Origin of the sequence: Streptomyces sp. B1I3 (assembly GCF_030816615.1) — a bacterium.
Taxonomy (GTDB): domain Bacteria; phylum Actinomycetota; class Actinomycetes; order Streptomycetales; family Streptomycetaceae; genus Streptomyces.
The window spans coordinates 5,389,125-5,401,481 of record NZ_JAUSYD010000001.1 but is presented as its reverse complement, the minus strand read 5'-3'; the positions used below and the strand labels follow the sequence as shown (position 1 = coordinate 5,401,481).

General features: G+C 72.0%; 7 protein-coding genes. All 7 read right to left on the bottom strand.

The features are described from left to right. Positions 1-301: 301 nt before the first annotated feature. Positions 302-1,744 (bottom strand): GTPase ObgE, encoded by a 1,443-nt coding sequence (gene obgE / locus QFZ58_RS24550; protein WP_307127055.1) that lies wholly within the window; start codon positions 1,742-1,744, stop codon positions 302-304. A gap of 140 nt (positions 1,745-1,884) precedes the next feature. Next, complete coding sequence (gene rpmA / locus QFZ58_RS24545; RefSeq protein ID WP_014045902.1) at positions 1,885-2,142, bottom strand: 50S ribosomal protein L27; 258 nt, start codon at positions 2,140-2,142, stop codon at positions 1,885-1,887. A 14-nt stretch (positions 2,143-2,156) separates the two neighbouring features. Continuing rightward, complete coding sequence (gene rplU, locus QFZ58_RS24540) at positions 2,157-2,477, bottom strand: 50S ribosomal protein L21 (RefSeq protein ID WP_014045903.1); 321 nt, start codon at positions 2,475-2,477, stop codon at positions 2,157-2,159. Positions 2,478-2,744: 267 nt separating this feature from the next. Beyond that, positions 2,745-4,412, bottom strand: a complete 1,668-nt coding sequence (locus tag QFZ58_RS24535) for a glycosyltransferase (RefSeq protein ID WP_307127054.1) — start codon at positions 4,410-4,412, stop codon at positions 2,745-2,747. A gap of 143 nt (positions 4,413-4,555) precedes the next feature. Continuing rightward, on the bottom strand, positions 4,556-8,803 hold the full coding sequence (locus tag QFZ58_RS24530; protein ID WP_307127053.1) for a ribonuclease E/G: 4,248 nt from the start codon (positions 8,801-8,803) through the stop codon (positions 4,556-4,558). A gap of 231 nt (positions 8,804-9,034) precedes the next feature. Beyond that, positions 9,035-9,817, bottom strand: coding sequence for a TIGR03936 family radical SAM-associated protein (locus tag QFZ58_RS24525; RefSeq protein ID WP_307127052.1), 783 nt, complete (start codon positions 9,815-9,817; stop codon positions 9,035-9,037). Positions 9,818-10,383: 566 nt separating this feature from the next. Beyond that, a complete protein-coding gene (locus QFZ58_RS24520) occupies positions 10,384-12,309 on the bottom strand; it encodes a TIGR03960 family B12-binding radical SAM protein (RefSeq protein ID WP_307127051.1) in 1,926 nt (641 codons plus the stop codon). Between the last annotated feature and the right edge of the window lie 48 nt (positions 12,310-12,357).

Here is a 12,357-nt window from a genome sequence, read left to right as displayed (position 1 = left end):
CCGTTACCATCTCGCAAGGTGGACGTCGAGCCCGGCTCACCCGATGGACACCTGTGGTTCCCCGCTCACACTGGGAAAACACCAGCACCACGGCGGTGCGGGCGCGTGACCGACACCACACGTCTGAGCGGCATGGATCACCGAGGAGCGCGGCACCGTCACTCCGCATCTCACCCGGGCAGCCCATCGGCGGCTCCTCGGCCGGGTGAACCCCGCCCCCGCGGCCCGGGCCGGCGCCCGGCTCCGCAGGCACCGGGAAGGCGACGGCCAAGACGCCGTCGCCCCGCCCGGTACCGCGGGATCACTCCCCGAAGGGCTCGAACGCGTCGTACTCACCCTGCGCGTCGTGGCGTTCGGCATCCCGGTCGCGGCGGCGCTGCTCCGCGGGGCGCGGAGCCTCGAGCCGGTGGTCCTCGCCGCGGCGGCCCAGCATCTCGGCACCCGCCGTCATGGTCGGCTCCCAGTCGAACACGACCGCGTTCTCCTCGGGCCCGATGGCCACGCCGTCACCGGCCTGGGCACCCGCCTTGCGCAGCGCGTCCTCGACGCCGAGGCGGTTGAGCCGGTCGGCGAGGTAGCCGACGGCCTCGTCGTTGTTGAAGTCGGTCTGCCGGATCCAGCGCTCGGGCTTCTCCCCCCGCACCCGGTAGATGCCTTCCTCGTCCCTCGTCACCGTGAAGCCCGCGTCGTCGACGGCCTTGGGGCGGATGACGACCCTGGTCGACTCCTCCTTCGGCTTGCTCGCGCGCGCCTCGGCGATGATTCCGGCAAGGGCGTACGACAGCTCGTTGAGACCCTTGTGCGCGATGGCCGACACCTCGAAGACACGGTAGCCGCGCGCTTCCAGGTCGGGCCGGATCATGTCGGCGAGGTCCTGACCGTCCGGGATGTCGACCTTGTTGAGGGCGACGATGCGCGGACGGTTCTCGAGGCCCCCGTACAGCCGCAGTTCCTCCTCGATCATGTCGAGGTCCGAGACGGGGTCGCGGTCCGACTCCAGCGTCGCGGTGTCCAGGACGTGCACGAGGACGGAGCAGCGCTCGACGTGCCGCAGGAACTCCAGGCCGAGACCCTTGCCCTGGCTGGCGCCCGGGATGAGGCCGGGGACGTCCGCGATCGTGTAGACGGTCGAGCCGGCGGTCACGACGCCCAGGTTGGGCACCAGGGTCGTGAACGGGTAGTCGGCGATCTTCGGCTTGGCGGCCGAGAGCACCGAGATGAGGGAGGACTTGCCGGCGCTCGGGTAGCCGACGAGCGCGACGTCGGCGACGGTCTTGAGCTCCAGGATGATGTCCCGGCTCTCCCCCGGCTCGCCGAGCAGCGCGAAGCCGGGCGCCTTGCGGCGGGCCGAGGCCAGCGCGGCGTTGCCGAGGCCGCCGCGACCGCCCTGGCCGGCGACGAAGGTGGTGCCCTGGCCGACCATGTCCGCCAGGACGTTGCCCTCCTTGTCGAGGACGACGGTGCCGTCGGGGACGGGCAGCACGAGGTCCTGGCCGTCCTTGCCGGAACGGTTGTCACCGGCACCGGGCTGGCCGTTCGTGGCCTTGCGGTGAGGGCTGTGGTGGTAGTCCAGCAGCGTGGTGACGGACTGCTCGACGACGAGGATCACGTCGCCGCCGCGTCCGCCGTTGCCCCCGTCGGGGCCGCCCAGCGGCTTGAACTTCTCACGGTGTACGGAGGCCACGCCGTGGCCTCCGTTACCCGCGGCGGCATGCAGCTCGACGCGGTCCACGAAGGTGGTCATGGTGGGTGCCTCCAGGTACAGCGGATAAGTACGGGAATGTCTTTTGACGTAACGCGCCGAGGGCGGACCCGCTTCCCCGGCTACCGGGAAAGCTGAGATCCGCCCTCGGAAGGTGCTGTGTCGTTCAGCTGCGACCTGGATCAGGCAGCGACGGGAACGATGTTCACGACCTTGCGGCCACGGTGCGTACCGAACTCCACCGCACCGGCGGTCAGCGCGAACAGCGTGTCGTCGCCGCCACGGCCGACGCCCGTGCCCGGGTGGAAGTGGGTGCCGCGCTGGCGGACCAGGATTTCACCGGCGTTGACGGCCTGACCGCCGAAGCGCTTCACGCCGAGCCGCTGAGCATTGGAATCGCGCCCGTTCCGAGTGGACGATGCGCCCTTCTTGTGTGCCATGTCTCCTCAGTCCCTTACTTCGCAGCCGCGGGGATACCGGTGACCTTGATCGCCGTGTACTGCTGGCGGTGACCCTGGCGACGACGGTAACCCGTCTTGTTCTTGTAGCGAAGGATGTCGATCTTCGCGCCCTTGTGGTGGTCCACGACCTCGGCCTGGACCTTGATGCCGTCCAGCACCCAGGGGTCGCTGGTCACGGCGTCGCCGTCGACAACGAGCAGGGTCGAGAGCTCGACCGTGTCGCCAACCTTGGCAGTGGAAATCTTGTCAACCTCAACGATGTCGCCGACAGCAACCTTGTGCTGGCGACCACCGCTGCGCACGATGGCGTACACGCGGATCTCTCTCTCACTCGGAACGGATCCCCTGATGCCAGCCGCCCGCACGGGCCGAGGCCCGGGACGATCCGGAAGGATGAGCGGCCTCTCCCGGACGGAACCGCACCGGGAGGGATGTGCTCAGGGGCAGACGCACAGACAAACACGCCGAAGGTAGAGGCTACGGGGCCACCGCACCGCCGGTCAAACCGCCCCCGAGCCGTTCCTCGCGGGGGCGCCCCCCGTGTCGCGGCCCCTTCGTCCGGCCGCGCCCACGGCGACGCCTCAGCGCCGGCGGCGCAGCGGGCTGCCCACACCCGCCACGATCCGCTTCACGGCCCTGCGCGGGCGCGGTGGCAGCCTGCGCAGCACCCCGCGGTAGATGCGGCGCAGCCCCGTCGGCGGGGGCTTCACCGGCTTCGGGGCGGGTGCGGGCTTCTTCACCACGAGCCTCAGCTGGCTGCCCCTTCCCGACCAGTCGGGCCGCACCGTGCGGCGGGTCCCCCCGAGCGGGGAGGAGGCGAGAGCGACGCGCTGGGCGGCGTCCGTCGGGCTCAGCCGTGGCCGGCGTCCCACACCGAGGACCTGGATCCCGGTCCACACCTCGTACGTCCCGGGTTGCAGCGGCTCACCGCCCGCGAGCGTCGCCGGGTCGATCACCACGGAGCCCTCGACGACGACGTGGCTCCGCCCTCCGCCGAGCGTCTCCAGCCGGGCTTCGAGGGTGTCCTCCGCGTGCCACCACACCTTGCGGCTGAGGTCGTGGACGAACACCTCGCCCCCGGCGTACGCCAGCGGGTCGGTGACCGGCAGGCCGTCGGCGCCCTCGATGCCCTCGGTGAACCGGGGGTCGAGCACGTACCCGCCCTCCTCGCCCACCAGGGTCAGCTCGGTGCCGTCGGCCCGGTGGAAGGTCGCCCGCAGGCGCAGGCTCAGCCGCCCGCTCCCGTCCTGCTCGACGGCTCCGACGTCCAGGCGCGGACGGATCTCCCGGATCCGGTGGGCCAGCTCCAGGAGGGAGTCGGGGCGCCCGTCCTCCAGGAGCGTCGCGCGCAGCTTCTGCATCGCGGGCATCCCCTCGCGGACCCCCGGGGGGAAGCAGCCGGTCGCCAGGGGGCGGATGAGGCGGTAGGCCGCCAGCCGCTCCTCGTCCTCGGCCTTCGTCGCGAACGGCTCGCTGATCCCGCTCATCGTCTCGACGCGGTAGAGGCGGCGCATCAGCCGGTCCTGGAGCTCGCCCGGTTCGGTGGCCTCGGCGAGCGCCTCGATGATGGTGCGCAGCCGGCCGAAGTCGTCGGCGAGGTCGTACGCCGCCTTGCTGTTGTTGCCACCGTCCTCCCTGCGGTCCCAGAAGTAACAGGGGTAGTCGGCGAGGATCGAGACGACCCGGGCTTTCGGATAGGCGCGGACCATGAAGAGCAGGTCCTCCATCCGCCAGTAGCCCTCGGGGAAACGGAGCCCGTGCTCCTCCAGGAAGGCGCGGCGGAACATCCGGTGCGCCGTGAGGGTCTCGATCAGCGGCGCGTCCGCGACGGTGCAGACCTCGCGGTTACGGCGGAAGACGGCGGACGGCCCCACCATGGAGCCGGCCATCTTGCCGAGCACGATGTCCGAGCCGTTGCGGTCGGCCATCGCGTACAGCCGTTCCAGTGCCTCCGGAGCCAGCCTGTCGTCCTGGTCGACGAACTGGACGTACTCGCCCCGCGCCATGGCGACACCCACGTTGCGCGGCTTGCCCGGCCAGCCGGAGTTCTCCTGGTGGTGCACCCGTACGTGCGGGTGTTCGGCGGCGAGCCGGTCGAGGACCTCGCCGGATCCGTCGGTGGACCCGTCGTCCACGTAGACGACCTCGTACTCGTCCGTGGCCAGGCTCTGTCCCAGCAGGGACGGCGCACAGCGCTCCAGATACGGCCCGGCGTTGTACACGGGCACCACAACACTGACTTTCAGCATGACCTTCTGTCCCACCCCATGGAATCGAAGCCCTTGATGCCGTCCCCCCACGAGAAGGCATGTGTAACACCCGACGCACCGGTGGGCCGTCCTCCCCGATCCGGGAGAACGGCCCACCGCGATCGCGCGGGATCAGCCCGCGGCTACGCCTCGGACGGGGCGGAGGCGGACGGCTGCTCGGCGGCGACGGTCTTCTTCGTCGCCTTCTTCGCGGTCGTCTTCTTCGCCGTCGTCTTCTTCGCCGCCGTCGTCTTGGCCGCCGTCTTCTTCGCCGCCGCCTTCTTGGCCGGAGCCTTCTTGGCGGTCTTGCGCGCAGCCGTCTTCCTGGCCGACGGTGCCGCCTCCTCGTCCTCCGCCGGGGCGTCGGCCACGGCCGGAGCCTCGGTGGCGGGGGCCGCCGTCACCACGACGATCTCGGCATCCTCGGCACCCGACGGCGAGCCCGCCGGAGCGGTCGCCTTGCGGGTCGCCCGACGCCGGGCACGCGGAGCCTTGACCTCGGCAGCCTCAGGGACCTCGGGGGTCTCGGCTGCCTCGGCGCCACCCGTGGCCACGGCGGCCGGGGCGGGTGCCTCGACGACCGGGTCCTCGACGGCGACGGGGTCGGCCGACGGCTCGGCCGGCTGCACCGGCTCCGCCGTACCGGCCGGCTTTGGCGAACCCGCGGGAGCGGTCGCCTTCCGCGTCGCCCTGCGGCGTGTACGGCCCTGCGGCGCGGCCTCGGCGGCCACCGGGGCCTCCTCGGCCGGCTCCACGACGGGCGCGGCGGCCGGCTCCTCGACGACCGGCGGCTCCTCGACGACCGGGGCCGGAGCCGGGGCCTTCGGGGCACCGGCCGGAGCCGACACCTTGCGCGTGGCACGGCGGCGGCCACGACCGCGCGAGGCGGCGGCCTCCGCCTCGGCGGGACTGCTGTACAGCTCCTCGTCCGCGACGAACTCCGGCTCCGGGAGCGCCACCGGGGCGGCGACCTCGGCAGCCACCTCGGCCTCGCTCTCGATCTCGAGCGCGGCGTCCTCGGTGAGTTCGTGCTCCGCGTGCTGGTCGTGGTCGTGGTCGTGCTCGTGCCCGGCGCCGCCGCGGCCGCGCTTCTTCGACCGCTTGCCGCCACCACCACCGGTGGTCGTCGGCTGCTCCATGTGGACGATCACGCCGCGGCCGTTGCAGTGGACGCAGGTCTCGGAGAAGGACTCCAGCAGACCCTGGCCCACCCGCTTGCGGGTCATCTGCACCAGCCCCAGCGAGGTGACCTCGGCGACCTGGTGCTTGGTACGGTCCCGGCCCAGGCATTCCAGCAGACGCCGCAGCACCAGGTCCCGGTTGGACTCCAGCACCATGTCGATGAAGTCGACGACGACGATCCCGCCGAGGTCGCGCAGCCGCAGCTGACGCACGATCTCCTCGGCCGCCTCCAGGTTGTTCTTGGTGACGGTCTCCTCGAGGTTTCCGCCCTGGCCGGTGAACTTGCCGGTGTTGACGTCGACGACGACCATCGCCTCGGTCTTGTCGATCACCAGCGAGCCGCCGCTCGGCAGGTAGACCTTGCGGTCCAGTGCCTTCATCAGCTGCTCGTCGATCCGGTACGTCGCGAAGACGTCGACCTCGGAGGTCCAGCGCGACAGCCGGTCCGTGAGGTCGGGTGCCACGTGCGAGACGTAGCCGTGGATCGTCTCCCAGGCGTCGTCACCGCTGACGATCACCTTCGAGAAGTCCTCGTTGAAGATGTCGCGGACGACCCGGACGGTCATGTCCGGCTCGCCGTAGAGCAGCGTCGGCGCGTTGGAGCCGGCGGTGTTCCTGGACTTCTTCTGGATCTCTTCCCACTGGCCCTGCAGACGCTCGACGTCACGGCGCAGCTCGTCCTCGCTCGCGCCCTCGGCGGCGGTGCGCACGATGACGCCCGCGTCCTCGGGGACGATCTTCTTGAGGATGGTCTTGAGCCGGGCGCGCTCGGTGTCCGGCAGCTTGCGGCTGATACCGGTCATCGAGCCCTCGGGCACGTAGACCAGGTAGCGGCCGGGCAGCGAGACCTGGCTGGTCAGGCGGGCGCCCTTGTGGCCGATCGGATCCTTCGTCACCTGGACGAGGACGGACTGGCCGGACTTCAGCGCGGTCTCGATGCGGCGCGGCCCGTGGGCCATGCCGAGCGCCTCGAAGTTGACCTCACCGGCGTACAGGACGGCGTTGCGGCCCTTGCCGATGTCGACGAAGGCGGCCTCCATGGACGGCAGTACGTTCTGCACCTTGCCCAGGTAGACGTTGCCGACGTAGCTGGTGGCCTGCTCCTTGTTGACGTAGTGCTCGACGAGCACGTTGTCCTCGAGGACACCGATCTGGGTGCGCTCGCCGCTCTGGCGGACGACCATGACGCGCTCGACGGCCTCGCGGCGCGCCAGGAACTCCGCCTCAGTGATGATCGGGACCCGGCGGCGCCCCTGCTCACGCCCCTCGCGGCGGCGCTGCTTCTTGGCCTCCATGCGGGTCGAGCCCTTGATGGACTGGACCTCGTCGAAGCCGGTGCCGAGCTCGCGCTCGGCCGCTTCCTTACGCCGTTCACGCGGCTCGCGCACCTTGACGACCGTACGCTCCGGGTCGTCCACGCCCGTGGCGACGTCCTCGCCCGAGGCGTCCCCGCTGCGACGGCGGCGGCGACGACGGCGCCGGCTGCTGCTGGACCCGGAGGCCGAGTCGTCGTCCTCGTCGTCCTCGTCGTCCTGGGCCTGCGGCTCCTCATCGGAGCGGTCGGCGGGGGCCTCTTCGTGCTGCTCGGCCTCGTCCGCGTCGCCTGCCTCACCGCGGCGACGGCGACGGCCACCCCTGCGGCGGCGGCGCGAGGGGCGGTCCCCGTACTCGTCCTGGTCGTCGCCCTCGTGGTCGACGTCCGCCTCGGGCTCGGCCTCGTGCTCGTCCTCGACGGGCTGCTCGGCGGGGAGCGTGACCGGCGTCGCGGCCGGCTCGGTCTCGACGGCCTCGCCACGACGACGACGGCGGCGACGCGATCCGCCCTGCGGCGCCTCGTCGGCTGCCGCCTGGGTGGGCGCGGCGGTCTCCGCGGCCGGCTCGGCGGTCTGCGCGTCGGCAACCTTGCGGGCCGTGCGCTCCGGAGCCTTGCGCTCCTCGTAGGTGTCGCTCTCCTGCTGCGGCGCGGAGCCGGCGGCGGCTGCCGCGGCGGCGGCCGTCTCAGGGGTCTGGAACATCGGCTCGGCGAAGACCGGCGCCTGGAAGACGGCGACGGCGGGGCGCGTGGCGCGCCGTCCCTTGCGGACGGGCTCATCGGCCTTGGCCGTGAACTCCGGCCTGCCCGCTGCGGCGGTCGCCCGGCGGCGCTGGCGGCCTCGCGGCGCAGCCTCCTCGACCTCCTCGGTCTCGGCGGCCAGCTCCTCGGCGACGGCTGCGGGAAGGCTCTCACCTGTCTGGGCGGCCTGCTCGGTGACCTCCTCGACGGCCTGCGGTGCGCCGGCCGGAGCGGTGGCCTTGCGGGTGGCACGACGACGGGCACGCGGAGCTGCGGGCGCCTCTGCGGCCTCAGCGCTCTCCGCGGCCTCGGGAGTCTCTGTGACCTCAGGGGCCTGGGCCGTCTCAGGGGTCTGGATCTTTTCGGCGGCCGGCTCGGTCACGGCCTGGGCACCGGCGGTCCGCGCTCCCTGCGGGGCACCGGCGGGGGCCGACGCACGGCGCCGGGCGCGGCCACGCGGAGCGGCGGGCTCTGCGGGCTCGGCAGGCTCCGCGGCAGCGACGGGCTCGGCCGCGGGCTCCTCGGCCTGCACCGGCTCGGCTACGGGGAGCTCTTCCCGGGCGGCGTCGGCGGGCTGCGGGGCGCCGGCGGGGGCGGTGGCCTTGCGGGTGGCACGACGGCGTCCACGGGGAGCCTCGGCGGCAGGCGCCTCGACGGTCTCGTCCGTCTCCTCCGCGGTGGGGGTCTCGGCAGCTGCCGGGGCGGTGGGCTCGGCCACGACCTCGGCGGCCTGCGGAGCACCCGCGGGAGCGGTCGCCTTGCGGACCGCACGGCGGCGGGTACGGGCCGGGGGCGCCGGCTCGGCAGCCTCGTCCTCGACGGCCGGGGCCTCGACGGGCGCGGCGTCCGCGACGGGCTCGACGACCTCGGCGGCCTGCGGAGCACCCGCGGGAGCGGTCGCCTTGCGGACCGCACGGCGGCGGGTACGGGCCGGGGGCGCCGGCTCGGCGGCCTCGGCGCTCTCCACCGGGGCCTGCGTGTTCCCGGAGGTCTCCTCGGCCGTCACTGCGGCGCGAACGCTCTCGGCGGTGGGTGCGCCGGGCGGGCCGGCGGGCCTGGAGGCCGCGCGGCGCCTGCGGCGCGGCGGCAGCTTGTCCCCAGGAGCGTTGTTGTTCTCGGTGTTCCCGGTGGTACCGGATTCGATCGGCTCGGGCATGCGGGTGGTTCTCCCGTCACGCTCCCGGGCGCCGCGCCTTGTTCCGGTCCGGCCGGTCCGCGTGATGTGCGCGATACCGCCGTCCGGGGCGCGGGCGCCGCACGGGAGCTGATGTCTGGCTCGCCGGTTCCGTACGCGATTGCCCACGGCCTGGCGAAAGTCTTATTGGGGGCGGTGCGCGGCCCGACCCAGGTGGCTCCCGGGTCCGAGGGCTGCGCTACGACGACCGCCTTACGCGGAACCTGCACCTTCCGGCGCCGTCGCGACGGCGGCCGGGTCGGCCGGGATACCAACGGCCGGGGCTGCCTCGCGGTCGGGCGCGAGCGGGTCGGTCACCGTGCCGGACTCCTCGTCGAAGAGCCCCTGCGCCAGCCTGGTCACCGCTGCGGGGACCGGCGGCGCCAGGTCGGCCACAGCTCGGAGACCGGACAGGACGTCGTCGGGTCGCACGGCAGGTGTCACGTGCCGAACAACCAGCCGCAGTATCGCACAAGGCCCGGCCCCGGGCCTATCAGGCTGTGGATCGAGCGCCTGCAGGTCGGCGACGGCGGCGCGGGCGTCGAAGCTGCGCATGCCGTTCTTCGCCCGGCGCTGGACCTCCACGGTCTCGGCGCCCAGGAAGGCGGCGACCGCCTTCTCGGCGTCCTCCACGGCGACTCCGTCCAGCCGCATCTCCCAAACGGAGGCGGTCAGCCGGTCGGCGAGGCCCGAGGTGCGGGCCTCCACCGCGTCGACGATGTCGAGGCCGTCGGGCAGGGACGCGTCGAGCAGCTCCTGCAGCACCCGCGGATCACGCGCCTCGGTGAGCGCGATCTCCAGGAACTCGGCCTCGCTGCCCGTACCGGTGGGTGCGGCGTTCGCGTACGACACCTTCGGGTGCGGGGTGAAGCCCGCCGAGTAGGCCATGGGTACCTCGGAGCGGCGCAGCGCCCGCTCGAAAGCACGCTGGAAATCTCGATGACTGGTGAACCGGAGGCGGCCCCGCTTGGTGTAGCGCAGTCGGATGCGCTGCACCGCCGGTGCGGGCGGCGGGCCTTCGGGCTGTCGCTTGCCCAGTGGTTCTTCTCCTCGGTGCGGGGCGGACGCGGTGGCGTACCGCCCACGAAGTACAGGGTGCCCCGGGGTGCCGCTCCGGCTCACCCCCGCTCGACGGTTGTGCCGGCGTGCGGGGAGATCTCGGGCGCGGGCGCCGCGCTGGGGACAGTCGTTGTCCTACCCAGGGTACGCGCAGCCGACCCCTCGAGTTCCCGTACCTCTGTGACCTTCGGTTCCCAGCGGCGCACCGTGCGCAGGGTCTCCGGGACCGCGCGCCCCGCTTCCAGGGCGGCCCGCCGGACGGGCGTCCGGACCCCGGCCCGCAGGACGCGCCCCACCGGCGTGCACACCGTCCGGTGGACCCACGTCGCAGCGGCGCCGGCCGGTCACCCACGCCGGACGGGACCCGTACGGCGTGGGTTACCGGTCCCTGTCGTAGTCCGTGCCGCGCCAAGACGCGAAGGCCCGGACCGGGGGGTTCCCGGTCTGGGCCTTCGTCACCGGGCTGTCACCCGGGCAGGGCTACATCACCCGCCGGTCCACGGCTACTTCACCACGGTGAGCGGCAGGAGCTTCTTGCCGGTGGGGCCGATCTGGATGTCGAGGTCGAGCTGAGGACACACGCCGCAGTCGAAGCACGGGGTCCAGCGGCAGTCCTCCACCTCGGTCTCGTCGAGCGAGTCCTGCCAGTCCTCCCAGAGCCAGTCCTTGTCGAGGCCGGAGTCCAGGTGGTCCCACGGCAGGACCTCCTCGTACGTCCGCTCGCGGGTGGTGTACCAGTCGACGTCCACACCGAAACCGGGCAGCGTCTTCTCGGCGCTCTTCATCCACAGGTCGTAGCTGAAGTGTTCGCGCCAGCCGTCGAAGCGGCCGCCGGCCTCGTAGACGGCACGGATGACCGAGCCGACGCGGCGGTCGCCGCGGGAGAGCAGGCCCTCGACGATGCCGGGCTTGCCGTCGTGGTAGCGGAAGCCGATGGACCGGCCGTACTTCTTGTCGTCGCGGATCTTGTCCCGGAGCTTCTTCAGCCGGGCGTCGGTGTCCTCGGCGCTGAGCTGCGGGGCCCACTGGAAGGGGGTGTGCGGCTTGGGGACGAAGCCGCCGATGGACACGGTGCAGCGGATGTCGTTCTGGCCGGAGACCTCGCGGCCCTTGGCGATCACGTTGACCGCCATGTCGCCGATCTGGAGGACGTCCTCGTCGGTCTCCGTGGGCAGACCGCACATGAAGTACAGCTTCACCTGGCGCCAGCCGTTGCCGTACGCGGTGGCGACCGTGCGGATCAGGTCCTCCTCCGAGACCATCTTGTTGATGACCTTGCGCATGCGTTCGGAGCCGCCCTCGGGGGCGAAGGTGAGCCCGGACCTGCGGCCGTTGCGGGTCAGCTCGTTGGCCAGGTCGACGTTGAACGCGTCGACACGGGTGGAGGGCAGGGAGAGGCCGATCTTGTCCTCGGTGTACCGGTCGGCGAGGCCCTTGGCGATGTCACCGATCTCGCTGTGGTCCGCGGAGGAGAGCGAGAGGAGGCCGACCTCCTCGAAGCCGGTGGCCTTGAGGCCCTTCTCGACCATCTCGCCGATGCCGGTGATGCTTCGCTCCCGTACGGGGCGCGTGATCATGCCGGCCTGGCAGAAACGGCAGCCACGGGTGCAGCCGCGGAAGATCTCCACGGACATCCGCTCGTGGACGGTCTCGGCGAGCGGAACGAGGGGCTGCTTGGGGTACGGCCATTCGTCGAGGTCCATGACGGTGTGCTTGGACACGCGCCACGGCACCCCGGACTTGTTGGGCACGACGCGGCCGATGCGGCCGTCGGGGAGGTACTCGACGTCGTAGAAGCCCGGGACGTACACGCCTCCGGTCCTCGCGAGCCGGAACAGGACCTCCTCGCGGCCGCCCGGCCTGCCCTCGGCCTTCCAGGCGCGGATGATCTCGGTGATCTCCAGGACGGCCTGCTCGCCGTCGCCGATGACCGCGCAGTCGATGAAGTCCGCGATCGGCTCGGGGTTGAACGCGGCGTGCCCGCCCGCCAGCACGATCGGGTGATCGACGGTGCGGTCCTTGGCCTCCAGCGGGATGCCCGCCAGGTCCAGTGCGGTGAGCATGTTGGTGTAACCGAGCTCGGTGGAGAAGCTGAGCCCGAAGACGTCGAAGGCGCCGACGGGGCGGTGGCTGTCCACGGTGAACTGGGGAACCTCGTGCTCGCGCATCAGCGCCTCGAGGTCCGGCCAGACGCTGTACGTGCGCTCGGCGAGGACGCCCTCGCGCTCGTTGAGCACCTCGTAGAGGATCATGACGCCCTGGTTGGGGAGCCCGACCTCGTAGGCGTCCGGGTACATGAGTGCCCAGCGGACGTCGCATTCGTCCCACGGCTTGACGGTGGAGTTCAGCTCACCGCCGACGTACTGGATGGGCTTCTGCACATGCGGGAGCAGAGCTTCGAGCTGTGGGAAGACCGACTCGGCAGACATCTGAGGACTTTCGTGAGCTGGACCGGCAGGGGTGACCATCCAGCGTAC